The 26,048-nt window shown below is 47.7% G+C and carries 20 protein-coding genes and 1 other annotated feature; of the genes, 9 read left to right on the forward strand and 11 right to left on the reverse strand.

Features of this window, described 5'->3' with window-relative positions; all coding sequences use genetic code 11:
* Positions 1-123: 123 nt before the first annotated feature.
* The 3 genes from AC07KQ_RS02970 to AC07KQ_RS02980 form a co-directional block, all read right to left on the reverse strand.
* Positions 124-1,260, reverse strand: a complete 1,137-nt coding sequence (locus AC07KQ_RS02970) for a trans-sulfuration enzyme family protein (protein WP_013245461.1) — start codon at positions 1,258-1,260, stop codon at positions 124-126.
* Positions 1,261-1,361: 101 nt separating this feature from the next.
* Complete coding sequence (locus tag AC07KQ_RS02975) at positions 1,362-2,174, reverse strand: transporter substrate-binding domain-containing protein (RefSeq protein WP_013245462.1); 813 nt, start codon at positions 2,172-2,174, stop codon at positions 1,362-1,364.
* 31 nt (positions 2,175-2,205) lie between these two features.
* Positions 2,206-2,919: an amino acid ABC transporter permease gene (locus AC07KQ_RS02980; protein WP_013245463.1), complete on the reverse strand. Its 714-nt coding sequence runs from the start codon at positions 2,917-2,919 to the stop codon at positions 2,206-2,208.
* A 167-nt stretch (positions 2,920-3,086) separates the two neighbouring features.
* Positions 3,087-3,331 (reverse strand) — a binding site (T-box leader).
* A 293-nt stretch (positions 3,332-3,624) separates the two neighbouring features.
* On the opposite strand from AC07KQ_RS02980, the gene AC07KQ_RS02985 reads away from it, so the two are divergent.
* Positions 3,625-4,536: a hypothetical protein gene (locus AC07KQ_RS02985; RefSeq protein WP_013245464.1), complete on the forward strand. Its 912-nt coding sequence runs from the start codon at positions 3,625-3,627 to the stop codon at positions 4,534-4,536.
* A gap of 272 nt (positions 4,537-4,808) precedes the next feature.
* On the opposite strand, the gene brnQ is transcribed toward AC07KQ_RS02985, so the two are convergent.
* Positions 4,809-6,197 carry a branched-chain amino acid transport system II carrier protein gene (brnQ, locus tag AC07KQ_RS02990; RefSeq protein ID WP_003597680.1) on the reverse strand — a complete coding sequence of 463 codons (1,389 nt, stop codon included), beginning with the start codon at positions 6,195-6,197 and terminating at the stop codon, positions 4,809-4,811.
* A 1,212-nt stretch (positions 6,198-7,409) separates the two neighbouring features.
* Here brnQ and AC07KQ_RS02995 point away from each other — a divergent pair.
* From AC07KQ_RS02995 to AC07KQ_RS03030, 8 genes are all read left to right on the forward strand, one after another.
* Entirely contained in the window at positions 7,410-8,078 is a 669-nt protein-coding gene (locus AC07KQ_RS02995) for a WxL domain-containing protein (protein WP_013245467.1), read from the forward strand.
* A 67-nt stretch (positions 8,079-8,145) separates the two neighbouring features.
* The gene (locus tag AC07KQ_RS03000) at positions 8,146-9,165 is read left to right on the forward strand and encodes a WxLIP family cell surface protein (RefSeq protein ID WP_003563532.1); all 1,020 of its coding nucleotides are present in this window, start codon (positions 8,146-8,148) and stop codon (positions 9,163-9,165) included.
* Positions 9,146-9,523 (forward strand): LPXTG cell wall anchor domain-containing protein, encoded by a 378-nt coding sequence (locus tag AC07KQ_RS03005; RefSeq protein ID WP_003604475.1) that lies wholly within the window; start codon positions 9,146-9,148, stop codon positions 9,521-9,523. The genes AC07KQ_RS03000 and AC07KQ_RS03005 overlap by 20 nt, the downstream gene beginning before the upstream one ends.
* Positions 9,520-11,517, forward strand: coding sequence for a WxL domain-containing protein (locus AC07KQ_RS03010; protein WP_013245468.1), 1,998 nt, complete (start codon positions 9,520-9,522; stop codon positions 11,515-11,517). The genes AC07KQ_RS03005 and AC07KQ_RS03010 overlap by 4 nt, the downstream gene beginning before the upstream one ends.
* A gap of 839 nt (positions 11,518-12,356) precedes the next feature.
* On the forward strand, positions 12,357-13,058 hold the full coding sequence (locus AC07KQ_RS03015) for a WxL domain-containing protein (RefSeq protein WP_003583596.1): 702 nt from the start codon (positions 12,357-12,359) through the stop codon (positions 13,056-13,058).
* Between the two features lie 151 nt (positions 13,059-13,209).
* Positions 13,210-13,569 (forward strand): LPXTG cell wall anchor domain-containing protein, encoded by a 360-nt coding sequence (locus tag AC07KQ_RS03020; RefSeq protein WP_013245470.1) that lies wholly within the window; start codon positions 13,210-13,212, stop codon positions 13,567-13,569.
* Positions 13,553-14,254, forward strand: a complete 702-nt coding sequence (locus AC07KQ_RS03025; RefSeq protein ID WP_013245471.1) for a WxL domain-containing protein — start codon at positions 13,553-13,555, stop codon at positions 14,252-14,254. The genes AC07KQ_RS03020 and AC07KQ_RS03025 overlap by 17 nt, the downstream gene beginning before the upstream one ends.
* Positions 14,255-14,418: 164 nt before the next feature.
* The gene (locus AC07KQ_RS03030; RefSeq protein WP_013245472.1) at positions 14,419-16,440 is read left to right on the forward strand and encodes a WxL domain-containing protein; all 2,022 of its coding nucleotides are present in this window, start codon (positions 14,419-14,421) and stop codon (positions 16,438-16,440) included.
* A gap of 75 nt (positions 16,441-16,515) precedes the next feature.
* Here AC07KQ_RS03030 and AC07KQ_RS03035 read toward each other — a convergent pair whose 3' ends face one another.
* The 7 genes from AC07KQ_RS03035 to metE all read right to left on the reverse strand — a co-directional run bounded on the left by AC07KQ_RS03035 (position 16,516) and on the right by metE (position 25,355).
* Positions 16,516-17,490, reverse strand: coding sequence for a DMT family transporter (locus AC07KQ_RS03035; protein WP_003563571.1), 975 nt, complete (start codon positions 17,488-17,490; stop codon positions 16,516-16,518).
* 167 nt (positions 17,491-17,657) lie between these two features.
* Positions 17,658-19,385: an ABC transporter permease gene (locus AC07KQ_RS03040; RefSeq protein ID WP_274990979.1), complete on the reverse strand. Its 1,728-nt coding sequence runs from the start codon at positions 19,383-19,385 to the stop codon at positions 17,658-17,660.
* The gene (locus AC07KQ_RS03045; protein ID WP_013245474.1) at positions 19,372-20,166 is read right to left on the reverse strand and encodes an ABC transporter ATP-binding protein; all 795 of its coding nucleotides are present in this window, start codon (positions 20,164-20,166) and stop codon (positions 19,372-19,374) included. The genes AC07KQ_RS03040 and AC07KQ_RS03045 overlap by 14 nt, the downstream gene beginning before the upstream one ends.
* A gap of 251 nt (positions 20,167-20,417) precedes the next feature.
* Positions 20,418-20,966, reverse strand: a complete 549-nt coding sequence (locus AC07KQ_RS03050; protein WP_003563576.1) for an ECF transporter S component — start codon at positions 20,964-20,966, stop codon at positions 20,418-20,420.
* 47 nt (positions 20,967-21,013) lie between these two features.
* Positions 21,014-21,838, reverse strand: coding sequence for a PfkB family carbohydrate kinase (locus tag AC07KQ_RS03055; RefSeq protein WP_003563577.1), 825 nt, complete (start codon positions 21,836-21,838; stop codon positions 21,014-21,016).
* Positions 21,839-22,219: 381 nt separating this feature from the next.
* Positions 22,220-23,092, reverse strand: a complete 873-nt coding sequence (metF, locus tag AC07KQ_RS03060) for a methylenetetrahydrofolate reductase [NAD(P)H] (RefSeq protein WP_003563579.1) — start codon at positions 23,090-23,092, stop codon at positions 22,220-22,222.
* The gene (metE, locus tag AC07KQ_RS03065) at positions 23,070-25,355 is read right to left on the reverse strand and encodes a 5-methyltetrahydropteroyltriglutamate--homocysteine S-methyltransferase (RefSeq protein ID WP_013245476.1); all 2,286 of its coding nucleotides are present in this window, start codon (positions 25,353-25,355) and stop codon (positions 23,070-23,072) included. Before metE ends, metF begins: the two co-directional genes overlap by 23 nt.
* Positions 25,356-26,048 lie beyond the last annotated feature (693 nt).

Here is a 26,048-nt window from a genome sequence, read left to right on the forward strand (position 1 = left end):
AAGGATACCTCAAATGTTGATACATAGCTATCAGTTATGCCCGGTGGAGGCATTCTTTAAAGAACGTCCTGACACAAAAAATCGTTGCAGCGATGATGCTTGCAACGATTTTTTGGTGTCTCATTATTTCTCCGCAGCCGTCAATGCCTGCGCCAGATCATCAATCAAATCCTGCTGATCTTCCAACCCAATCGCAATTCGGACATGTTGCGGTGTCAGGCCTGAGGTGGACCGTTTTTCTTCGGGCAGTTTGAACCATGGTAATTTGACTAAACTGGAGACGGTGCCGAGGGAGTCGGCGAAGTCGAAGACCTTGGTGCTGTTGACGAACTTGATGGGGTCAATGTTGTCGGCCAGTTTGATGGATAGGAGGCCGCTGGCACCGGTGGTTTCTTGTTGGGCTAAGGCATAGCCGGGGTCGCTTTTGAGACCGGGGTAATAAACATGCGCGACGTCGGAATGTTGTTCAAGAAATTCAGCAACCGCCTGGGCATTGCTGGTTTCGCGATCCAGCCGGACAGCGAGCGTGGCGATGCCGCGACAGACAAGACTACAGTCGAGCGGTGCAAGAATCGCGCCGATGGTATTTTGCAAGAAGCCAATCTTTTCACTGATTTCCGGACTGGCTGAGACCACTAAGCCAGCGATGAGGTCGCCGTGGCCGCCGATGTATTTCGTGGCGCTATGCAGGACGATGTCGGCACCGAGATCAAGTGGCCGTTGATAATAAGGGGTGAGGAACGTGTTATCGACAATCGTGAGCAGGTTGTGGGCTTTGGCAAGAGCGCTAATAGCTTTAACGCTGCTGACTTTGAGCAATGGATTGGAGAACGTCTCGAAGAAAATCGCTTTGGTCTCAGGCCGAACGGCTGCTTCAACTGCCGTTAGATCGCGCGGGTCAACCGGTGTGAAGGTCAGGCCATGTTGAGCAAAATACTGATTGAGCAACCGATCTGTTCCGCTGTATAGTGAATCACCGATAATAAAGTGGCTGCCATCCGGGAAAATCGCGAGAACCGTCGCAATCGCTGCAACCCCGCTGGAAAAGGCAAACCCTGCATCGCCATTCTCGAGAGTAGCGATTTGACGTTCAAGATAGTCGCGGGTTGGATTGCTGCTGCGGGCATAGTCCCAATCGCTAGTGCCACCATCAGGCGCAAAGCGGTACATGGCGCTTTGATAAACTGGCGGTACGATTGCACCAGCTTTATCTGTTTGCAATTGTGGACCATGAACTAGTTTGGTATTGAATTGGGTCATATGCCCGACCTCCTCATATGATTGGTTGACAACTTATGTCGCGTCACGGCCTACATATAGTCGCGACTTTTAGCCAATAGTTAATAGGTAACGCAAAGCGATTATTTAGTGGTTAAATCAGCGCCAAAGTATTTCTCAGACAATTTCTTTAAAGTGCCATCGCTTCTAAGTTCCTGAATGCCTTTGGATAAGGCTTTCTGCAAGTTAGGCGATTTCTTACTGATCATTCCAGCCACTTCGTCAGGCTTCACATCGCTATCTTTAAGTGTCTGGCTCTTTAAACCGGTTGTGGAATTGCTCTTAGCGTAGGCATACCAGGCGGCGGTGGCGTTGATGGTGCCATCTGCGCGATTTTCCTTAACCAGATTGAGCGAAACAGTGAAGTCGCCAGAAGGTGTAATGTTGGCACCGTATTTTTTAGCTAGGGCAGCATTTGGGGTGCCAGTGCCTTCAACAAAAGTCTTGCCTTTGATGTCGTTCAAACCCTTAATCGAGGTTTCATCGCTGCGAGTGATCAAAGCATATCGGGAGTACATGTACGGTGTGGTGAAGTTGTAAACTTTCTTACGCTGGGGTGTTTCACTGATGTTATTGAGCACGAGGTCGAACTTTTGACTTCCAAGGCCAGCGATCAGGGAATCCCATTGGGTAGGAACAAACTTGGCTTTGACGCCGACTTTCTTGGCTAGAGCCTTGCCAAGATCGACTTCGAAGCCTTGCAGCTTGCCATCTTTGCGATAAGAGAAGGGCGCATAAGTGCCTTCGAGGCCGATGGTCAACTCATTTTTATTGATAAGTTCGCTCGTGACCGTGCTTGTTTTACTGCTGTCAGCTTTACTGCTAGAGCAAGCTGCCAAAACGAACGCGGAAAGGGCAACAATTGGTAATAAGACCCACAACTTTTTCTTTAACATTAGAATCTTCCTTCCATAATGGTGTTTTTAGTTACAGCTGCGTTGTCTGCACATTGCTGGTATAGCGTGACGTGACTTTTTCAAGATAGCGCTGTCCCCAAGTTAAGACGGTGCAGACAACGGCATAAAGCAAAGCGACCAGTGAATACATCAATAATGGCTGATAGTTCTCAGCAGCGATCTGCTGACTCACCTGAAACATTTCGACGATAGTGATCGAAGCCGCCAGTGAGGTGTCCTTGACGAGACTGATAAAACTGTTTGATAGTGGCGGGACGGCCGTGCGTAGTGCTTGCGGAATGATAATTTCACGCAGAACCAAGCGCCGCGGCAAGCCGACTGAGTAGGCAGCCTCCCATTGACCGTGATCAATCGACAGCAGCGCCGCTCGAATTGTTTCAGAACAATAAGCCCCCGTGTTCAACGAAAAGGTGATGATACCGGCAACCACTGGATCGAGTTTGATACCGTGAGGAAAAATGCCCGGAATGATCAGACTTGGTAGTCCAAAGAAGACAATGAACAACTGCACCAGCAACGGGGTTGAACGGAAAAGCCAAACATAAAATGAAGCGAAGCCTTTTGCAAAGGTGATCCAAAAGCCTTTTCGTACCGAGATGCGCGTCAGTGCCGTGATCAATGCAATGATGAGGCCAATCGCGAATGAAACTAGCGCGATAGAGATCGTGTATTTGATTCCCGCCGCCGCCATTTGTGGAACGGCATCGGCAACAATTTTCCACATACTTTTTCCTCCTTGAATCGACTCACACAGGCGTGATAGGTTGATTGAAGTGGGTTGCGCGCGTCCCTGATCGTGCTCAGAAATGCGATCACAGGCGTAGAAGCCTGCCCATAAACGTGCCTGTGATCGCTCTACAAAAAAATCCGCCCAAGTCTATTGTGACAATAGACAAGGACGGATTTTCCGCGTTACCACCTTGATTAACCGATCGAAATCGATTCTCTCTAAGTACTTCGCAAGTTTGCGTTATACCCTGACTCAGTAACGGGAGTGCCCGTCAGTTGCTTGCAAGATGTGTTCGCAACTGAATGCTTCAAAAGACCATCTTCGCCAGTGCCCGATCATTGTCTTTCACCAAATGACAACTCGCTGCGGACCTTCGACTGGTTACTCATCTTTTCGTCTGTGTGATATTGACATCACATTAGGCTAAAAAACGATTGTTGTCAATAGTGAGTGTAGAAGGTTTCTAACCGCGGCTGTTTACGCTCTTTTAAACGCGTGCACAGGCGCAGAAACCTGCACATAAGGACCTCAAGCACAATGATAAAGTACGGTCATCGCACTTGAGGCCACTTATGCTCCGGTTTCTAACCGCGCCTGCTTACGCTCTCCGCCTAAAGTCCAGTGACTTTCCAAAATAAGTGCGGTATATTTAACGCGGAGTGAATAATTGAAACGCTTTAAGGCTTCAAGGAGGGCAATATGAAAAAAGCATGGGTTTACGGGTTAGCTGCCATGCTTGGCTTGGGTGTATCAGCGGTGATTGCTAATCAGACATCAGCTTCCGCAGCAACAGTGCCGATTGTGATTCAATCAGCGACATCGAAATGCGACACTGGTTCTGCGCCGGATCATGGGGCATCAAAATCAGTGATCGTACCACCGCTTGCTGACAACAAGGTTGAAGTACCAATTGTCACGGTTTCAAGCGATGATGATCAAAAGGCGGGCAATACCGGCAGCGCGGATAGTTCATCGGTTTCATCTAGTCAGCAAAATGGGGCAGCAACATCGGACACAGGTGCGGAAACTGTGGGCAGTCAAGCACCTGTCACAAACGGGAATGTTACATCGTCAGCAACCGCGCAGCAAGATGATCGTGATGCACACCCGTCAGTTTCTGAACCAATGATTAAAACGGCACAAGAAGTTAATGCGACAGAAGCAAGCTCGTCTAAAGCACCGACGAGTAAAGAGCGGGATGAACAGGCAATTGTTGCTGCAGCGCAAGCGGCAACACATGATAATGTGAAATCAGGCCGCACAATATCAGTGGTCCCAGAGAGTGTGACTTCTTTTATCGGTTCAACCCATAAGCAGCCGCAGAATGCTTTTGAGATTATTTGGCAGGCGTTGATTGAGACTGTTCAGATGCGACAGCAATGCCCAACGGATCTGATTGATGATTTGGTTTTGGGAATGCCGCAACCAAATTTTGACGTTGTGCAATCGACATTTATCGCAACGAAAAGGGAACTCAGCAAGGCGTTTTCTTCGCCTGTTTTTGGGAAGTCCCTTCAACTAGATAGCCTGTCGCCGTTCAATCAGGTTTTTGGCAAGATGATCAACTTGATCGATCAAGTGTTGTTGACACATCTTGTTTTCCCAGATTAACTTACTTAAATAGTTCCGTGATGGTGAATGAAAGGCGACTAAATTTGTCAACGGGTTCTTCTTACTCAGAGGGGAGCCCGTTTTTTGATGGCACTGACACGATTTTTGAATGGCCCCAAAACTTGATGACCGTAAAAAAAGCCTATCTCTTCAGTATTCGTTACAAACACGAAGAGGCATAGACTTTTCAGAAATAACAGCTGATCAAGCGGTATGCGCGATTGTCAGGCATTTCCGGCTTTTGGGTTGATCGGCTGTTGTTTTGGTCACTTTTAATTTTCTTCGGCATCTAATTTGGCGACAGCAACGGCTTTTCGAACTTTGACCGCGTGTGCCACGAGGCCGACAGCCAGACCAACACCAGCCGGAACTAACCAGCCAAGGCCCATGCCAGCAAACGGCAGGAAATGTAATTGGAAACTGTGCAATGCCAGACCAAGCGCACTTTGACTGACAAAGGCTGGAAAGGCAGCGAACATATCGAGAACGGCTGGGACTGCGGTGAAGCCGACGACGAACCGATACACCAGTGGATCATGATGGAATGCCTTGCCGAAAACGGAAAGGAGAATCAATACCATTGAGAAAGGATAGAGGAACATCAGCATCGGGACAGACCAAGCGATGATTTGCTCCAAACCAAAGTTCGCCGTTAAGAAGGATAGAAAACTGGTCAGTGCCAACCAGACACGATAACTGACCTTTGGAAAATGACGATGGAAATCTTGCGCAAATGCAGCAACCAAGCCAACTGCAGTGGTGAGGCAGGTCAACGTCAACAATGTTGCCAGAACCGCATGACCAGCAGCGCCGAAGTAATAGGTTACAACTTGGTTAAAAGCGGTCCCACCTTCAGGGCTAAGTTTGAAGTGAGCCAATGACATGCTGCCGAGCAGGATTAAGGCAACATAGATCAGACCAATCCAGCTAGTTGCCATCACGCCTGCTTTGGCGGTCGACTTGGCCACATCGTCATCATTTTTTAAGCCGAGACCGCGAACAGCTGTGACCACGGTAACGCCAAAGGCTAAGGCAGCCAAGGCATCCATCGTGTTGTACCCTTGTAGGAAACCATTCATGAAGCTGGCATTTTTATAAGCTGCTGTGACAGTTTGGGTTGCTGGATTTCCCATTGGATGGGAGAAACCAATAAAGAAGACGAAGAATAGCAAGACAAGGAAAACTGGATTGAGAATTTTGCCAACAGCCGTTGTGATTTTGCGTTCCTTGTAGGATAGGAAAAAGGCGGCGGCAAAGAATAAAGCCGAGAAGACCAGCAGACCAACCTGCGCCCACGCTTTTGGCAGCATCGGCAAGACGCCGGTTGTAAAGGACACGGTTGCGGTCCGCGGTGTACCGAACATCGGGCCAATGGTAGCGTGAATTAAAACCATGAAAGCAAGAGCGAAAAAGCGGCCAAGTGGACGACCAATATCATACACACCTTCTGCATGCGTAGCGGCAATCGCCAACACACCGAGCAGCGGCAATGCAACCGCTGTGACTAAGAAGCCAAGCATTGCTGGAAACCAGTTGGCACCAGCGAGTTGACCGAGGTGCAGTGGAAAAATTAAATTGCCAGCGCCGAAGAAGAGACCGAACAAAAGTGATGCAATGACGACATAATCGCGGGTTTTGAGCTTCTTTTCAGATAATTCCATTTGAGTTCCTCCAGTGTTTTTAGATGTATCATTGATTCATTAATTTGGCAGCTAATGTGGCTAATGTCAGATTCCAATTGCATCACATCCTTCAATGGTTTGAGTTACATGTTTGCTAGGCGAAAATTCAAGCTTGGGGAAGCGCTTCTGCTCGCGCTCCGCTATAACGCGTTCGTCAGCCCAGAAACCTGCGTGTAAGGGCCCTGGCCGCAATGGTCAAAGTCCGACCATCACGCCCAAGGCCGCTTACACTCCGGTTTCTAACCGGGCTGACTCACGCTCACTATAACGCGCTCGCCAGCCCAGAAACCTGCGTGTAAGGACCTTGGTCGCAATGGCCAAAGTGCGGCCATCACGCCCAAGGCCGCTTACACTCCGGTTTCTAATCGGGCTGGCTCGCGCTCACACAAAAAAAGTCGCCCTTAGATTTTTCTAAGGGCGACTTTGCGCGGTACCACCTTAATTCACCAAAGCCAGCTGCGCCTTGGTCTTCATCGCATACGGTCCAATGACGATATGCTAGCACTGTAATGGGTGCCCCCATGACACGTTACTGAAGTTCGGTGTCCTGCTTGAAAGGGATATTCGCCATATCATGAATGCTTCCTCACACCAACCGAAGCTCGCTGTATTCACAGACACGGGTACTTGTCTTTCGCGTTGCATTTATATTTGATTTTTAGTTTAGCATGGATTGTTTTCTTGTCAATAACTAATTGAAATTTAATCAAAAAAAGCTTTTATCCGATTTGCGTAAAAAATGGCACAAGAAGTTTTCTTCACAATGTTGAAGCTGATTGAATAAATAAACTTATTTGATAAATCAATATTAGCTGAAACCTGCAAGCCTATCGAGTTAATTATATTGATCATTATTGGGTCAGTTAACGAGTTTTTAAGAAAAATGATTTTTTAATTTTAAATATGACTTGAATGGAAAGCGCAGAGTGATTAAAGCAAAAATGTGAAACCGCTAACAATCACTATATAAATAACTAAGTGAATTACAAGCGCTAATGTGGTGCATAAAGAGCTATTTATATGCCATAATACTATCAGTAGGAGAAAGTTGAAGGCGAGTCATAGATAAAGCCCTATATTAAAGGGATCCGCGCCAGCTCTAATTCATTGATTCTTCTCGCTCAATCCTGTATTATGAATAGTATAGAGAGAGATAAATGAATTTCAATAACGATATGGAGGCAAAAAGTGATGAAAAAAGTTAACTATATTGCAGCCGGAATTTCCGCATTAACAATTGCTGGACTCCTGTTGCCAACTGGTCAGGTTTTCGCTGCTGATATTAACAAAACATCTGTAGCTGAAGTTAACATTCAGGGTGGATCAATTACCTTAGATCAAGTGCCAGATCTAAACTTTGGAACTATTGAGATTGATAAGTTAATTGCTGGTGAGGTTAGCCAACCGCTTGTTGATAATACCGTTCCAGTTGGTCCCGTTAAAACTGCCGCTGATCCCAAGGACGGTAATGCAACCGGTGATTTAAGCGTCACCGATAACCGCGGTACGAACGTTGGTTGGGAGCTGACAGCGCAACTTGGCGATATGAAAAATGCAGGTGGTAAGGCATTGGCGGGTTCAATGATCCTTAAAGGGACCGATATTAAGACTGATAATGTAAGCCTTAATGCGATTAACCCAGGCGCCGCTCTTCCAGAATTAGTCATTGGCGGCGCTGCAGTGTCTGTCTGGAAAGCTAATGCTGCCACTGGCACAGACGATGGTCAGGGACAGGGGAAAAACACTGCTGTCATCAAAAATGCGGGTGGCACGACCCTTAAACTGAAACAGAATTTGACACCAACAGCAGGACAATACCAAGCGGCCATCACCTGGACTTTAGCCGACGCACCTAAGTAATCTATGGCACCTAAACTAAGGGGCAGCGGTCATTCGCTGCCCTTTTCATGACTGTGGGGGCGGAACCATGAAAAAGAAAATCATTTTCAGCCTGTTGGCAATTCTGAGCTTGTTGTGGTTCGGCGGTGCCCATCAGGTTCAGGCAGCTGAAGGCGCTGGCTTTACTATCAGCCCGGCGTTGCCGCAAAATCAAATTGATCAATCAACCTATTTTAATTTGCTGGTAAAACCCGGCGAGACCCAGCGGCTGTTGATTTATGTTAAGAACACAACAAAAAGTGCTAAAAAGTTGAAGGTCAGTGCGGTCAGTGCGTTCACTCAAAGTAATGGTACGTTAGGCTATTACCCAAATAAACACACAGACAAGTCCGCTGAGTACACTTTTTCCGGGCTGACGGAAGCACCTAAAACAATTGATGTTGGTGCTGAGGCACAAGTGCCAGTCACGTTTGATGTGAAGATTCCTGAAAAGGGTTTCACCGGTCAAATTCTCGGCAGTTTATACGTTGAAGATCCCACGGTGCATAAAAGCGGCGGCAGTGGCATGGCGATTAACAACAAGTTCGCCATGCTTGTCGGAGTTGTTTTGCAGACTTCGGAGGCCAAGGTGGCACCAGAATTGAAGCTGATGGATGTCAAACCGGGCACTCAGGATAATCAGGCCAGCGTCTTAGCCACCATTCAGAATATCAAACCTCGTTTATTTGGCGAGATAACACTTGATGGCAAAGTTTATCGGCAAGGCTCAAAAGACCCTTACCTGACACGTTCGGAAAAAGGGTGGTCATTTGCCCCAAACTCGCATTTTGACTACGCCATTTTCTCCAAAGAGGCACTGGCACCGGGCACCTATACGCTTGATTTAACAGTCAAAGGTGCTGACAAAACTTGGCATTGGCGCCGGAACTTTACGATTACGCAGCAGCAGGCGGATGTCATTGAAGAAAAACTGGGACGTGCCCCACAAACCCCTTGGCTATGGATTATCATTGCGATCATACTGGCGCTTGTGATCTTGATCCTGCTGTGGTTAATTTGGCGCCAACGACGCAAAAGGAGGGAGACCGATGAGACGAAACAAGCCTAGTTTTTGGATCATGCTGCTCATGACAATGAGTCTCATGGTCGGCGTTGGCGCGAAGGCGCAGCAAGTTCAGGCAGACACTTCTGTTGCACAAGTTGAACTTGTTGGTGAACTTCCGTCAACGAACCCTGATCCTAACCCAACGCCAACACCTGATCCGACACCAAAGCCAGAACCGGTTGATCATCAAACCACTGATCAGCATGGTCAAGCCACGCCGCTAACCCATACAGGCTATCTGCCGCAAACCGGCAATGCTGTTCAACTTTGGTACGTGGTCATTGGGGTTGAACTTCTGATTATTGTCATTTTAGGCATCGTGTTACTACGCGGCCGATCACGGCAGGGAGGTAAAAAATGAAAAAGAAAACCTTTATCATGATTTGCCTCACGGTGATCTTCGGCATGGTGCTTGGTCCGCTGCAGTCAGTGGCTGCAGCGGAGGCAACTTGGCCGAGTGGCACGTATCCCGCTCCAGCAACAGGAAGTTTTACCCGATTGAATGGTCTTTTTGATCGGGTGTCGACAGATTCGAGCCCAATTAAAAGCGGCACAGATGAAGTCGGCTTTGAACTGAATGCGGATCAAGCAAGCAAGGTCGGTTCTGTTTGGAGCAAGACGCCTTTTGTTGATCTAAGCAAAGATAAATTCACATTGGACATGCAAATTTATTTAGGTAATAAAACTGGTGGTGCAGACGGGCTTGCTTTTGCGTTGGCCGGTACCAAACCCACAAAATCAGGAAATGGTGGTGCATCATTGGGGATTTGGGGTTTGCCAGAAATGTCAAGCGGTGCTAGTTCCGCTTCTGTAGCCGCAACAGGAACCCAAAACAGTTTTGCCGTTGTTGTTGACACAAAAAAAACCTTTGACTCAGTGAGAAGCGGGATGGACAAGGCCATCAATTATCCAATCTTTGGGTCAACTGATCAGTATATCGGTTCTGGTTATCCTGGTCAGGCGGGTATGTATAAGATTGGTGGTCCGTTTTGGCGGACAGAGTTGGTTTTTACGGATTCCGGAACAGGACTTAAAAACCGCGCTGATTACCTGAGCAATCGGGTCACTAATGGAAGCTGGTCTAACTTAGTTGTTAGCTGGGCAAAATCTGCTAATGGTGGCACCTTGACGTATCAGTTAAAAGGTACAAATATCAGTTACTCGATTCCTTGGACGAATGCACAAATCCAGTCAATCTTCGGCAGCACGAAACTTTTCTTGGGTTTCACGAGCGCGACGGGGGCCGCATCAGAGCCCCACGTTGTTGGCATCAAGAGCTTAGCTGACTTCAATACAGTTAGCGGAACGGTTACCTTGAAACAAGGTAATGATCCTGTCACTATTGATAAACCCTTAAACATCGGCGATAAGTTGATGTATGAGTACGCGCTTGATGTGAATAATATTGATGGTCGTCCGTGGAAGGCTACAAATATCGTCTTGCCAAAAGGAGAATATCTCGATTACTTGAATTCAGGCGGAGCTCCAGCAAAACCCGGCGATAATTTGGCAGTTAATGTGACGATCGGTTCTGAGACGAAGACAGCACATGCGATTGTTCAAAGCGACAATCTCTCGGCCGTTATTACCGATATGCCTGAATTTCCTAACAACACAGAATCGCTTGTTAAATTTAGCCTGCCTGTGCAGGTGCAAAAGCATAACGCTACCACCATTAAGTATGTGACTCATGCTGCAGGTAATCTAACAGGTGGTGCACCAAGTAATAGTTACAAATTAACAAACACGGTTGATAATTCCGACAGCGTTAAATATAGTATTGCCGCCTTTGATCCAGGCGAACTGTCCTTACTGGTTGTGCCAAACTTTTATTTTCAAAAACTTAAAGTGGGGGAACCGGAGCCAGTTGATCCGGAAGTAGCAGATGTTATTGCAGGGATTCCTGGTCAAGGCAAACTGAATTCTAGCTCAGAAATAGCACCCGATAAATGGCTCATCAATAACTCACAGAATGTCTCTGCACCTGGCAAGTACCTTGAAGTCAAAGACACACGTCCAGATAAACCAGGCTGGCGTTTGTCGATGAAACTGTCACCATTCACACATGCTGATGATTATGTTCTTGGCGATAATGGCGACAAGGGCGGTGGGAAAGCTGAGATGGTGCTGTTTGATGTCAATAGCCAAACAGATTTCGAAGTGACTAGGATTAAGGATAATAACCAAGATAGTGTTGTGAAGGTAATGCAGGCAGGGACGACCGAACCAAATTGGTCACTTGGTGATGCCGCATCCAGTACGCAAGCACTGCTGTCTGTACAGAGAACGCCTTCTGTACATGCGGGCAAGTACAGTTCCACTGCAACATGGACGTTAGCAAACGCCCCGCAGTAATAGCGAAATAAGTCAAAAAATTCAAGATCTCCTTGAAATGAAGCAACCATGAGAATATGATGTGCTTATCTCTTAGATTAAAGGCAAGTCAGTCATGAGCACAGACAAAGGGGTCTTAGGATGAAGAAGAATCGGATGGTTTCGCACACACTCATCACCATGGCGGTAGCGGTTTTGGCCGTGATTTCCGAGATGCCAATTCATGTTTTGATCGCCGGATTCAGCAGATTAGGCTGATGCCATTAGCAGGTGTCAGTTGACTGTTTAATGAGCTATACAAGGAAGTCGCTTCTTTTCGGAGAAGCGGCTTTTTGATTTGCCTAGAATAAAGTTGCGAGTGTGAAGATCGTCCAAGTAGCAAAGCAAAGGAAAATTGCTTGCCATGGTCAACCTTTCGTGGCTAGATCAAATGTTTCAGTGCAAACTAGAAGTTTTATAAGCCTGAAAAACTGTAAAAAAGTAGCATACTATCCTAAAACGCCCATGAGGTCAAAAAATCATATTATTAATTCAAATTATTGATTAAAGGCTGATAATACGGGACTTGCAATCGTGATTTATAAGTTTAATAAATGGCCATTTTTGAGATGGATACACCGTTTGAAAATTTATTATCACTGTGTAAATAACGAGTAATTATTAATTTGGATCATCTGTTATGTCGGAACGCATAGCATATCTAACGAAACGGAAATGAGAAAAATAACGTTGAATACGTTTACTTAATAGAGAATTATGGTTATATGAGGACTATATAGTTGATATATAAAAAATGTTCGTATACTATTAGTATTGTAATAAGGAATTAAAACATATTTTAAAAGCAGGAGGATAAAATAATGAAAAGAGTTAACTACATGTCTGCTGGTTTAATAGCAATGACATTTGCAGGGGTCATGCTGCCAATCACAAGTGTCTTTGCCGCAGACGAACCAATCAAGAAAACCTCTGTTGGTGAAGTTCGAGTTGGGGTTGATCCAGATAATCCTGATCCTAACAATCCGGACAATCCTGATGGGTCTAAGGATATTTTGTCATTGGTCAAGGTGCCAGATCTGAAGTTCAAGAGTGTCAGTGTTGAGCAACTGGCAACTGGGCAGCAAACATTGCCGCTCACAAGCAACACAGTTACTGACAAACCGGTTAAGAACGAACCAGCAGGAAATGCCAGCGATGGGAATAATCAAGGTTTGTTAAATATCACTGATTATCGCGGCACCGGTGCCGGTTGGAAGTTGGAAGCTCAGGCGGGCGAACTCAAGAATGCGGCTGGACAAAAACTGGCTGGTAGTCTTTTGCTAGCTGGGGTTGCGAAAACCGACGAGACTGATAATAATCCAACTGCTATTAGTCAGGCTGAGTTGGTCTTGGAAGGCAGCGGGGTGCAGGTATGGAATGCCGCAAGTGGTCAAGGCCAAGGCCGCAACACAGGTGTCTTTACTTCGGCAGATACCGTGTTGAAGCTATCGCAAAATACAGCGGCATACGGCGGCAAGTATCAAACGGCTATCACTTGGACGCTGACCAACGCACCGTCTTAATGGATCGCATATCACCAGAAAGGGGGCAGCGATCGCACGCTGACCCCTTTTTGAAGAAAAGCGCTTTGCGTCAGCTGTGGGCGATGCGATACTACTGAGTTAATCAGATGAAGTTCTCGGAATGACAAACGTAGGGAAAAGGGGGAGACCGATGACACGAAGTATATGGCGCTTTTTGATCAGTTTGATCATTGTGTTCGGCGTCCTCGGTGAAGGGATCATGGCCGCTCACCAAGTGCGAGCGGCGACCTCCATCGGTGAAGTCGTCGTGATTGACGATCGGCCAAAACCCGACAAGGATCATAATGCACCAGGAACAGAAGTATCAAAACCAAAGGAAGAGCCTTCGGTACCGCCACGCCAACAGGTTGATCGTTTGCCACAGACCAGCGAAGGCGGACAAACCTGGTATTCGCTGATCGGTTTTGCACTCCTGATGATGAGCAGTTTGCGTCTTCAACTGCGGCTTAAACGACAAGACAGGGGGGACGATGATGAAAATCGTGACTAATTTCGCCATCGCTTTTGTCACCCTGATGCTTGCAGGTTTCGTCGGGCCGCACCAGTCGGTTATGGCCGCAGATGATCTAGGCCCAAAAAAGTCCAGTGCTCAATTGACGGTTGATGCTGGCAATATCATGATTCAGCAGGTGCCGGATTTGAATTTTGGCGGTATTTCTGTTCATGAAATCGTGAGTGGGTCCTTTCAGCGGCATCCGTTGAAAAGCAATCTGGTGAATCCGGGACCGATTAAGACGGCAACGAATGCCAATGACGGCAATGCGACTGGACTATTACAAATTGCTGATTATCGGGGCACCGGGGCTGGGTGGCGACTTGAAGCAAAAATGGACGCGATGACAGATGGCAAAGGGCATTTCTTGGCGGGGTATGTTGATTTGGTTGGGTCACAGCTTACCGCGAGCAATCCCGATATCAACCCGATTAATCCTGCCGGCAGCAATGTGCCGCGGCTGAATTTTGCCAAAGACAACACCTCTGTGAGTTCAACCGTTGTTTGGCAGGCCGATGCTGAGACGGGGGCTAAGCCGGGACAAGGACAAGGCGATAATCAGGCCACAATTGGTACCGGAACGGCACTGACGTTAGTGGCGACAAACACCAACGTCACCATTGCCAAGGGCAGGTATCAAGGCGCCATTACTTGGACACTGAGCAATGCACCAAAGGGTTAGAACAAACTTTTGAGGACTAACTTTTGGGGGAGCCGGAAGTGAGATGGGTGGACCTGATTACTCGCTGAAGACTGTAGCGAAAAATGAGGTGCAATTGATTTTCAAGTGCGGTTAGGTGTCAATGCCACCTTGCAACCGGACTACTTGCGAAAGGAGGCGTTCTGATGAAAAAACGATGCTATCTGCTAGCTTGTCTCGGCATGCTGTTGTGTACCCTGCTGGCGCCTGTGACGAGTGTTGGCGTGGCCGTCACGTGGCCGACGACTTCCGGCTATCCAGCACCGCCGTCATTTGGTGACGTGGACGGCCTCTTTTCACCAACGATGGGTGACTCAAGTTTATTGACGGATCCGACCAGCGGACATGCAGTCGGGCTTGAGATTAACAAGGATCAAGCAAATCGGTCAGGAGCAATTTGGAGTAAGGCGCCGATGTTTGATTTGGATAAGGATAGTTCGTATACGATGTACTTTTATATGGGCAACAAGCCAAAAAGTGGAGAAGGCATGGCCTTTGTGCTTGCTGCGAAACCAGCGGCCCCCACAAAGGTTGATACTGGGTCGTTAGGCGTTTGGGGGGTTGACCATCTTCCGCCTAATAGTAAGCCGCAAGAAGTCGCCGATACAGCGTTACCCAATAGTTTTGCCATGGTGGTGGATACACAAAAAAATGGGACAGGGGATCCCGGCGGTTATGAACAACTGAGTGATTTTAAGTCTTACTACTTTGGTACTGGTTATCCAGGACAAGCAAATATGTACCGAATTGACTATCCTTATTGGATGACTTGGCTGTATTTTAAGATCGACAATCCATCTGAACAATACCGCTTTGGACTGGGAACACAGAAGAATTTGTATGAAACGCCTGCCAATGGTAAATGGCATAAACTGCAACTCGATTGGAAAAAAGATAACCTCGGTGGCGGCACATTAACCGCAAAAATGACGATCACTCGCACAAAAGATCCAGACTATGCCACAGAGGTGATTAAGTGGACCAAAAATGATATTCAAAAATACTTTTCACAAGGTTCAACCGATCCCGCGCCGAGAAAGTTGTATCTAGGTTTTACCGGCACGACAAGTAACGTTTTTGAACCGCATGTCGTCGCAATCGGTGCCATGCCTGAAGCCGCGACCGTAAATGGCACAGTCGCCTTGATGCGCGGAGCCGAAACGGTAGAGGCAACAACTCATCTAAAAGTGGACGATGTGCTGCACTATGATTACACCGTGAACGTGAAGGCAACCAGTCAGGCAACCTGGCCGGAAAGCGGAACAGCAACGATGAACGTGCCAAAAGGAAAATATTTTGACTATCTGAAGGCTGATGGGACGCCCGCCAAACCGGGCGATACGTTGCCCATCAAAGTCACGATAGGCAATACGGATTATCAGGCGCAGGGGAAGATTCAACCAGACGGCAATCAGATTGTTGTCACCAATATGCCTCAGGTGCCAAAAGGGACAACGGCAACGGTGAAGTTTTCGCTTCCGGCCAAAGTCAAGCATCACGGTCTGGTGCAAACGACACCGGTTCAGGATAAACCGATTGGGACGGTCACAGGGGATGGCCAGACTTATGATCTGAAGACACCTGCGGGCAAAGATTTTCTCGCTTATATTCTTGATCCCGAAACAGGTGAACTCGTGTTAGAGAAAGTGCCGAGTTTTGTCTTCGAATTGAAGAATGGTCAAACCGGTTATCGTAATCCGACCGTGATGGAGATGGTCAAGGGACTGCCAACGCCAACGGCCACTAATTGGGATCAGGCGAATGCAGATCAGTGGCTGACGAATCAGCAAGGCCGCGAACCGACCAATTCGACAGGCAAGGTGTTGAGCGTGAAAGATACGCGGCCAACCAAGCAAGGCTGGCATTTGACGATGCAACTATCGCCTTTTACATTAACTGATAATAGCTATGTGCTAGGCGATAATGGGAACAAATTAGGCGGCAAGGCAACGTTGGTTCTGACAGATCAGACAGCGCAAATTGCCGCTATCAAGGATAATAACAACGCGACACCGGTGAAAAATATGGTGGCTGGTGGGACAGATTGGTCGCTAGGCACTCAAACCGGTAATGTAGCGGCCTACCTAGGCATTGAACCAACAGCGACTGCTAAGGCTGGCCAATATCAGGCCACGGCTACTTGGCTGTTGACGAATGCGCCGAAATAGTAAGTTGCTTGAGAAACAACAAAAATGGTTCCGAAACATAAGTCAGTCTTATGTTTCAGAACCATTTTTTATTGGCTATGATTTAGTTTTCTGTGAAAATTGCCGAGTTAATCGTTGCTGAACGTGGTGAATTTTGTTAAACGGCAATGCTTGAAGGAGTGTGTTCAAAATGATTAAGATGCCGCCTAGCCACTCGGCCGGTCCGAACGCGATGTGCAAGCGGGTGACGGCTAGAGTGGTGGCAGTCAACGGTTCGAAGGCACTCAACATGCCCGTGGCGACTGGCGAGATGTAGTTGAGGCTGCCCAACACCAGCAAGTAAGCGAACATCGTGCCGAATACGATCACGAAGGCAATGGCACCAAAATCAGGTAAAGTTAGTAGCGGATTGGGATGCAGCACGTATTGCGGTAAAAATGGCAAGCTCCCCAAGAGCATGGACCAACCGGTGACCGCTCGAGCGTCATATTTGGCCAGTAACGTGCGCGGAAGCAACGTGTATAGCGCCTGACTGACACCTGCCATAATGCCCCAGAAAACAGCGGCCGGCGCAAGACTTAACCCTGTCAGATGACCGCGGGTAACCAGCAAATAGGTGCCAATTAGCGCCAAAGTGATACTGACAAAGTCAATTCGCCGCGGCATTTGGTGAGTTGCAAATGCCACATAAAGCAAGATGAAAACCGGCCCCAGGAACTGCAATATCGTTGCTGTTGCAGCATTACCTGCATTAATTGCTAAAAAGTAGGTTAGTTGTGACGGTACCATGCCCAAAAAGGCGAACACGATCATTAGTATAGCATCGTGGCGGTTTTTCCAAATTGCAAGGAACATCCGCGGTTCTTGCACGCCGCTCCAAAGCAAAAGTAGGAGACCAGCGAAAAACAAGCGAATGCCAACCAGCCACAGCGGCTTTACTCCCGCATCGGTAAATAGTGTTTGAGTGAAAATACCGCTGGCACCCCAAAAAATAGCCCCGATAACGGCGAAAGAAACACCTTTTAGTTTTTGGTTGGTATGGCGAGCGAGATGAGCTTCAGTGCGTGGCATGGTGGGATCCTTTCGAAGTAAGACTGTCCAAGCCATTCTACGCAAAAAAACTAGGGTTGGCTAGTTCGTGCAATATCGATCAAGCTTCCTGATGGCGTGTCTTGAAGTTGCGATGCAAGTGCCTAAAAAGAGGCAGCCATTCATTGAAGAATGACTGCCTCTTTGACTCATTCCTGAGTCGTCTTAATTTTTAATTCGTAGCGCAGGTTGGTGCGATAGAAATGCCCAAGCAACATGCCTAGCGTTAGTCCCAAGACAATGAGGCCGAGTGGGAAGAGCCAGCCGCCAAGGAAGCCGCCGATGCCGATGACGATCATGGCAACGATGACGCCAAAAAAGATACTGGCAAAGCCAAGCGCGCCACCGCTGAAGTTGGCATTAGCTGAATACACACTAGCAAATGGAAATTGACTGCCAACCAGCGGCCATCCCATCATTAACGTCATGCCATAGGTGAAAATGATCACGGCAATGCCGGCCAACAAGGCATCAAAGCCGCCAAGCGCAGTGGTCAAAATGGTAATGAACAATAGCGGTGGTAAGAATAATCGAGCGAACATGGCCTTGACTACCCCGCGCAGTAGCAAGCCGTGGGTCGTAAAAGGCACATACTGGAAGATTGCCATGGCTTGAGGTTGACTCGAAAACCGCAGATTAACCAAAGCGGGAGCCAACGCCACAATGACGCCGATGCCAGCGTAGGCAATAAAATGCTTCGCCGAGCTAAATGGCATGTCGCGCAGTCCACCGCCAACAAAGATCAGCGGTAGAATAATGCCATAAGCTAACTGCGGATAGACCCGCAGTTTATAATCGCGTTCGCTGCCTAGCACACGCCACCCTAAAGTGAAGTATGTCCGTTCTTCACCAGGACGAGTCAGCAGAGCACTCACGCCGCGGAACCACCAACCAAGTTTACGCGTGCGGGCATCGCCTTGGTTCAATTTTTCTAGATAGGCTTCAAACACACCAGAAAAATGTAGAAAGATAAGGGTCAAGGCGATTGGGACGACGACACTTAACGCGGTGAGCGTCAGACTTAATACCGTTACCTGTCCTGCAAACAACATGGGCAGACCAACGAACCAAGCGGGGACAGCTGGTAAGAAAAGCCAATTAAACTGACCGCTGATGGACATGCCGAAAAGCGACATGGAACGCGGCAGCAAGTTAGGCAGCTGACCACCAACGTAGATACCAATCATCAGTAAGATCTGCACTAAATTTAGCATGTTGCGCAATCGTTCGCCATCAAAAAAGCGCAAGACTAGCAAGTAAACAAAAAGCGCCATGACCAGACTTAACACGCCGCTCAGCAGCAAACCGATGAGACCGCCAAGTGCCACGACTGGGCCATAATGGATACCGGCCATGACGAGTCCAGGCCCGCCTATTGCCAGCAACGTCATGCCCAGATAGAAGCAAATATTGATCAACCGCGCAAAACTTAATGTTTGATCATTGACGCCTCGGGAGGCAAAAACACTTCGGTCGCGGGGATCAAGAATCAGGCTTGAGTAAGTGGTCAAAATAGCGAGAAAACTCGTGAGTAGTTGAATCGTCATGAAAAGGGTAAAGGTCGTGAGAATTGAGGTCGGGAGAAACATAAGCAGCCCTAAAATCAGGCCAAAGAAGAGATTCCATAAAAAGGCGGTTTTGATGCTTGCGTCTTGACCACGTTTGCGTTTATTGAACATACTGCCTAAGCCGCTAGATTCACGAGCGGCCAAGAGACCCTTAGTCGCAAGGATTAGCCGCAACTGATCAAACTGAATACCACGTTTTTCCAATAAGGGCCTAAAGCGCGCGAGCCATGCAAATGTTTTCGGCAAAGGCAACGCGGCTGTATCAGTTGGATCAGCGGTGTCTAGGGACGTCTTTTTAAATAGTTTCATGGGATTCACCGCCAGTCACGATATCCACGAAACTTTGTGCCTTTTGACCGTGTTCGGCAAAGCCGGTTAGATCGTTGAAGAGCTGTTGCAGGTTGGTGTCGGCTTCCTTGGCAATGGACTTGAAGGGGCCGTCAGCAACGACCATACCGTCATTCAGCACGATGATGCGGTCTGACAACTTCTGAACAACATCGAGAATATGGCTGGAATAAAAAATGGTTTTACCACGATCCCGCAAATCCTGTAGCACTTCTTCAATGACAAGCACGGTGTTGGCATCCAGGCCGTTTAACGGCTCGTCCCAAAAAAGAATGTCGGGATTGTGTAGCAGGCTGGCGATAATCAAAATCAGTTGGCGCATCCCCTTTGAATATGATGAAATGCGCCGATCAAAAGCCTCCCGCAAATTCACAAGATCCGCCAGTGCAAAGGCCTTTTGTTCAGCATCGGCAGCGCTGAGTCCGTAAAGTTGGCCAATCAAGCTTAAATATTCACGAGCAGTCAAGGCGTCAAACACGTCGGCACTTTCAGGCACATAGCCAATCCGCCGTTTATAACTCGGGTCGTTGGGTTTGATTGGCTGACCAAACAGCTCAATGGTGCCGCCGTCTGGTTGCATCAAACCGAGCATCATTTTAACTGTCGTGCTTTTCCCTGCACCATTAGGACCGATGTAACCAACAATGCTTCCTGGAGAAATCGTAAAGTTGAGATCTTTTAAAACCTCCTTGGATCCGAAACTTTTCTGGATGTGGCTGAGTGTTACGATTGGTTCTGCCATGATAGGCCTCCTCTTGTAGGGTTGAGTAGGTACGCGTCTAAAAAGGTGTCAGCAAGAAATGAAACGCGCTTGTCTGCATACTTCTTTGGGCCGATTATGACAGAAAAGATTATTGTTGTATAGAGAAACAACTTTTGAATAACGCTTTTTGGCGACAATAAAAAACATCACGAGAGACAATGTGATGTTAAGAGGTTCGCTAATTTAATGGACTAGGCCAAACGAGAGCCAAATAAAAAACGAAAAATCGGTCAGTTTGTGAACCGGCGAAAGAGTGGCCTAAGAATAAAATATAATACTGGCACGATAATGGCCGTTGCAATTGAATTGATCACGGTGGCAGGCAAACTCAGGAAGGCACCGACCACGGCTGCCTTGAAAACGCTACCGACCATAAGCGCCTCAACAACCCCAGTGAGATAAGAAGTGACGATTTTTGTCAGGCCTGCGAGAATACCAATTATGATGATATTGCGCGGTTGATCGTTATGCTTAAAGGCTTTGACCAAAGCGCTGACAACGATGGCCATCACAATGGCTTCAAGGGCAGTCAACCATGAGGTAGCCGCATAGCCGTTCAGCAGATCAAACCCGCCCAAACCGATGACAGCGGCCAAACCACCTAAGCGGCCACCTAGGAAAAGAATGGCAAGCACCATTAAAGGATTACCAAAGTGGATGAATGGCCGACCAACCATTGCCGGAATTGGAATCCGTAAGAGTGAAATGCCAATGAAGATAATGGCAGCAAATAGACCGGTGAAAATAATATTCTTTAACGTATTATGGGATGTTTGCATCGTAATCGCCTCCAAAATATTGATAGTAATGCACGGTATGTGGCAGTTTATGGCAGTTGTTTGCTTAGCGCAGGAATGACGCCAGCCAGATTCAGGCCGTACTTTGGATCGGCATCAGTGGCAAGCGTGGCCTTGATCGCAAGCCGGGCGGCAACCATGCCAGTTGCGGCCGCTTGCCGCAAGTTTTGGCCTTTTAACAAACCCGTTGCCAAGGCAGCAGCAAAAAGATCGCCAGTGCCAAAATAATGACCCGTTTCTTTTGGCTGAGCCAAGGCCAGCGTGGTACCGGATGCATCGATGCCGACCACCGCAATTTGTTTGTGAAAAGGCACGCCGGTGATGAGAACGGCGCTGTCAAATTGGGCATGCAGGCGTTTCGCCAAAGCCGTGACGGCAGAAGGATCGGTGAGCGTTGTCGGCTTTTCATCCAAAAGCAGCTGAGCTTCGGTGATGTTGGGCGTCAAGACAGTTGCCCGATGCGCCAACTGTTGCATGGTCGCCACATAAGCAGCATCAAATCCCTTGTAAAGTTTGCCGTTATCGGCCATGACGGGATCGATCAACACGAGCGGGGCATGAAATTTAGGCAGCCAACGATCCCATTGGTCGGCCGCCTTTTGACCAAGATAACCAAGGTAAATGCCATCAGGCTGCAGTTGCAGTTGTTGCCAGTGCTTGAGAATCCCCGGCATTTCGGCGCTAAGATCAAGATAAGTATTGGCGCCTAGTCCGCCAGTATGACTAGACAGCAGTGCGGTAGGCAAAACATACGGTGTCAACCCCAGCCCAGCCGCTAACGGCAGCGCCACGCTCATCGAGACTTGACCCACACCACAAAGATCTTGACTGATGATCAGACTTTTTGTGTTCACAGCACGAATCCTTTCTGAAAAGATAGTTGTTAATAATGAGAATGCGCAATTTTAGGTGTCTTGTCAACAAGAGCGTGAGCCAGACCGGTTAGAAACCGGAGTGTAAGTGGGCCTGAACGTGATGACCGGTTTTTGGTCATTGCGTTCAGGGTCCTTACACGTAGGTTTCTGGTCTGGCGAACGCGTTTCGGAGTCGCACAAGTAGACCGATCTTTGGCCACTTAGGATTGAGGTCCTTATACGTAGGTTTCTGGTCTGACCAAGGCGTTATGAGACCCATCACGCCCTCCTTTAAACACGAACCCAAAAGCAGTCACCTCCATAAAACAAAATGGCCTCGGCATCGTGCCGTGACCATTTAATAGAAAGAATCAAGCTGAATTAAGCATTCCGAATCGTCTGAGTCGCAGCAGCAATGCGCTTGACGACGGTTGGATTGTCCATCGTGTAGATATGGATCCCATCAACGCCATGCACCAGCAAATCGACAATTTGATCAATCGCGTAGGCAATACCAGCATCACGCATCGCTTCTTTATTGCCAGAAAAATGCTGCATCATTGCGACAAATTTTGGTGGCAAGTTGACACCGGCCATGGTGGCCATCCGTTCGATCTGGTGTTCATTGATCACTGGCATAATGCCGGCTTCGATAGGCACGTTGATCCCGGCTAATTGTGCTCGTTCGCGAAATCGATAAAAAACCTGATTGTCGAAGAAAAGTTGACTGATCAGTTGGCTTGCGCCGGAGTCGACTTTTTCTTTTAGATGGTGAATATCACTGACCACATCAGGAGATTCAGGATGCTTTTCTGGATAGCAGGCTGCTACTACGTTGAAGTCGCCGACTTGGTGAATGTGTTCGATCAGATCACAGGCATAGGGAAAATCGTTACTAACGCGGCCGCTTTTGGGTATGTCACCGCGTAAAGCAAGGATGTTGTCAATGCCAGCATCTTGAAAACCGCGCAGTTCTGCATCTACCTGTTCTCGGGTGAGTTGAGCGGCTGGCAGATGGGCCACGGGTTCCATATCAAACTCATCTTTAATCAGTTTGGCAACTTCGAGTGTCCCCATGTGAGGCTTGTTGCCATTGGCACCGAAGGTTACGGAAACGAAGTCAGGATCGGCTTCTTTGACCGCATCGAGGGTGTTGAGAATCGGAGTCAAAGCAATATTGCTCGCATTTTTGCGCGGGGGGAAAACTTCAAATGAGATGACTTGATGATCTTTAAAGCACTGGTTGATTTTCATGAGTGAGTTCCTTACGTACTTGTTTAGCCGCTGCCACCATGTTGATGAGGCTGGCCTTGGTTTCTGGGACATCACGAGTCTTGAGGCCACAGTCAGGATTGATCCAAACATGATCGGCAGGCAGACGTTTCAGAATTTCGTGGATGATGTGCACAATTTCGTCCTTTGAAGGAATCCGTGGGGAATGGATGTCATAAACACCAGGACCAACATGAGTCTGAAAATGGGTTGCCTTAAGGATGTCCAAGAGACTGAAGTCGGAACGGGCCGCTTCAAACGAGATGACATCGGCATCGAGGTCGTCAATCGCCTTGATGATATCACCGAACTGCGAATAGCACATATGGGTGTGAATCTGTGTTTCAGGCTTGACCTTGCTGCCGACTAACCGAAAAGCTGGTACTGCCCAATCGAGATACTTCGGGTACCAATCTTTCTTGCGCAACGGCAAGTTTTCTCGCAAAGCCGGTTCGTCGATTTGGATAATCTTGATGCCATGCTTTTCAAGATCAAGTACTTCATCTTCCAAAGCCAATGCAATTTGTTCAACGCTCGTCTTTTGGCTCAGATCTTCACGCGGGAAGGACCAGTTGTAGATGGTGACTGGACCGGTGAGCATCCCCTTAACGAGGTGGTCGGTTTGACTTTGGGCAAAGACAGTTTCAGCAACGGTGATCGGCTTGGTGCGATAAACATCACCCCAGATAATGGGTGGTTTCACACCGCGCGTACCATAACTTTGCACCCAGCCGTTGTCCGTGAAGCGGAAACCGCCAAAGTTTTCACCAAAATATTCAACCATGTCATTTCGTTCGAATTCACCATGAACAAGAACATCAAGTCCGATTTCCTCTTGGAATCTGATCCATTCGATTTCTTCTTTGTGATTGAAGGCGGTGTATTGTTCTTCAGTGATTTCATGCCGGCGAAGTTTTGCCCGATTGCGTCGTACTTCAGCGGTTTGCGGGAACGAGCCGATCGTTGTTGTTGGCAATAGCGGCAGCTTGAACGCCTTAGCTTGAATCGCCAACCGGGTTTTCCGTTCCGGCGTCCGCGTGTAGTCGGCCGGAGTTAAGGCAGCAATCTTTTCATTCAATGCCTTATTTTCTGCGTACCGGGGCTTGCTGAACAAAGCGACGTTGGCTTGATAGGCTTTGTGATCAGCACCGGTTTCGAAGATAGCATCCAATTCGTGCAGTTCACTGAGCTTTTCTTCAGCAAATGCGAGGTATTGTTTTTCCTCAGGCTTTAAATGAGTTTCATTGCGTAAGGTGTATGGCACATGCAACAAGGAGGTTGAGGTGCTTAACACCAGCTTATCTGTGATCTTTGCCAGCGTTTTAATGGTTGCTAAGGCATCGGCATAATGTGTGCGCCAGATGTTCTTGCCATTAATGATACCGGCAAAAAGAGTTGCGCCTGCAGGGAAGCCTTGCGTTTTCAGAAGATCAAGGTTGGCATGGCCTTCAACAAAATCAAGCCCAAAACCGTCAAATGGCAACTTACTGATGCGATCAAATGAGTCGGTCAAATCGCCAAAATACGTTTGGACTAACACTTTGGCGCTTTGCTTTTGAGCCAGAAGTGGGGTGTACAGCCGTTCGAACAAGGCGAGGTCAGCGTCCGTCTGGTCATAGACCAAGGCCGGCTCGTCCACCTGAATCCACTCAGCACCAGCAGCATGCAAGCGTCCGATAATGTCGGTGTATGCAGCAATTAAATCTGTTACAAAATCATCTGGGGTGACATCAATGAACCGTGATAACTTTAGTAACGTGTATGGACCAACCAAGGTCGGGCGCGCATTGATACCTAATGCTTTTGCTTCTTCAAACTGGTCAAATAGTTGCCAGTCTGTCACTTTAATTTGTGTGTCCTGATCGAATTCAGGAACCAGATAATGATAGTTGGTGTTGAACCATTTTTTCATTGCCAAAGCTTTGACATCACCAGCCTCGCCTTGATAACCGCGCGCCTGGGCAAAATAGGTGTCCAGCGGCGACAGACCCAGCGCTTGATATCGCTTTGGCACGATATTCAACAAGTTGGCAACATCCAAGGTGTTATCGAAGAAGGAAAAATCGCCAGTCGGAATCTGGTCAATGCCGGCCGCTTGAACAGTTTCCCAGTTATGCTGCCGCAGGGCTTTCACTTGTTCCTGTAATTCCTGTGCTGTGATTTGATGTTTGAAATACTTCTGGGTCGCAAATTTAAGCTCGCGATGTTCGCCAATGCGTGGGTAGCCGATGATTGTTGTTGTCATAAAAGAAATCCTCCTCAGTTAGTGAGCGCGAGCCAGACCGGTTGCTGGTCTGACGAACGCGTTATAGCGGAAATTTAGTTGCGGAAAGGTGCGGTGCTTGTTTGGGTTCACGAAAGGTTGTTTAGCGAGAAAATCGTGAACGTCAAAAAAGCCGCCCTCAGCGCAGACAAATTGTCTGCGCCAAGGACGGCTTACCGTGGTACCACCTTGGTTTGAAAGCCGTTCACACGACTTTCCTCAATCAGTCCGACAGCAAATAGCTGTGAGACCTAACGCAATAATGGGCGTCCCCATGACCGCCTCGCAATCGCTCAGCGTTCCTGCATCACCAAGACCATATTCGCTGCCGTTTCTTGATGTCCTTTCACCAAATGGACACTCTCTAAGCAAGAAACTAACAACTACTCATCTTTCCGCATTTCAATGTTGAGGCTAGTTTACTGACGAAGCTTGTTCTTGTCAAGAACTTTGTTTGGTGAACGGCGCTATTTTCACAAAATATTTTTAAGCATCGTCACTGAGATTCAATAATAGATACCCAATAAAAAATAAACGTAGCAAAATCAGCCATTTATGTCACTTTGTTAGTATAACACGACGAAAAAAGGCGATTTTACTACGTTTAAATTTAGATGAGCACAGAATCTTATACCTGGCATATATTGAGTATGGGGGTAGTTTAAATATTCAAAA

It is taken from the genome of Lacticaseibacillus sp. YLM2-1, assembly GCF_056583465.1.

Coding starts and splice junctions, on each gene's coding strand:
- AC07KQ_RS02970 (WP_013245461.1), bottom strand. CDS start 1,260: ATGACCCAATTCAATACCAAACTAGTTCATGGTCCACAATTGCAAACA.
- AC07KQ_RS02975 (WP_013245462.1), bottom strand. CDS start 2,174: ATGTTAAAGAAAAAGTTGTGGGTCTTATTACCAATTGTTGCCCTTTCC.
- AC07KQ_RS02980 (WP_013245463.1), bottom strand. CDS start 2,919: ATGTGGAAAATTGTTGCCGATGCCGTTCCACAAATGGCGGCGGCGGGA.
- AC07KQ_RS02985 (WP_013245464.1), top strand. CDS start 3,625: ATGAAAAAAGCATGGGTTTACGGGTTAGCTGCCATGCTTGGCTTGGGT.
- brnQ (WP_003597680.1), bottom strand. CDS start 6,197: ATGGAATTATCTGAAAAGAAGCTCAAAACCCGCGATTATGTCGTCATT.
- AC07KQ_RS02995 (WP_013245467.1), top strand. CDS start 7,410: ATGAAAAAAGTTAACTATATTGCAGCCGGAATTTCCGCATTAACAATT.
- AC07KQ_RS03000 (WP_003563532.1), top strand. CDS start 8,146: ATGAAAAAGAAAATCATTTTCAGCCTGTTGGCAATTCTGAGCTTGTTG.
- AC07KQ_RS03005 (WP_003604475.1), top strand. CDS start 9,146: ATGAGACGAAACAAGCCTAGTTTTTGGATCATGCTGCTCATGACAATG.
- AC07KQ_RS03010 (WP_013245468.1), top strand. CDS start 9,520: ATGAAAAAGAAAACCTTTATCATGATTTGCCTCACGGTGATCTTCGGC.
- AC07KQ_RS03015 (WP_003583596.1), top strand. CDS start 12,357: ATGAAAAGAGTTAACTACATGTCTGCTGGTTTAATAGCAATGACATTT.
- AC07KQ_RS03020 (WP_013245470.1), top strand. CDS start 13,210: ATGACACGAAGTATATGGCGCTTTTTGATCAGTTTGATCATTGTGTTC.
- AC07KQ_RS03025 (WP_013245471.1), top strand. CDS start 13,553: ATGAAAATCGTGACTAATTTCGCCATCGCTTTTGTCACCCTGATGCTT.
- AC07KQ_RS03030 (WP_013245472.1), top strand. CDS start 14,419: ATGAAAAAACGATGCTATCTGCTAGCTTGTCTCGGCATGCTGTTGTGT.
- AC07KQ_RS03035 (WP_003563571.1), bottom strand. CDS start 17,490: ATGCCACGCACTGAAGCTCATCTCGCTCGCCATACCAACCAAAAACTA.
- AC07KQ_RS03040 (WP_274990979.1), bottom strand. CDS start 19,385: ATGAAACTATTTAAAAAGACGTCCCTAGACACCGCTGATCCAACTGAT.
- AC07KQ_RS03045 (WP_013245474.1), bottom strand. CDS start 20,166: ATGGCAGAACCAATCGTAACACTCAGCCACATCCAGAAAAGTTTCGGA.
- AC07KQ_RS03050 (WP_003563576.1), bottom strand. CDS start 20,966: ATGCAAACATCCCATAATACGTTAAAGAATATTATTTTCACCGGTCTA.
- metF (WP_003563579.1), bottom strand. CDS start 23,092: ATGAAAATCAACCAGTGCTTTAAAGATCATCAAGTCATCTCATTTGAA.
- metE (WP_013245476.1), bottom strand. CDS start 25,355: ATGACAACAACAATCATCGGCTACCCACGCATTGGCGAACATCGCGAG.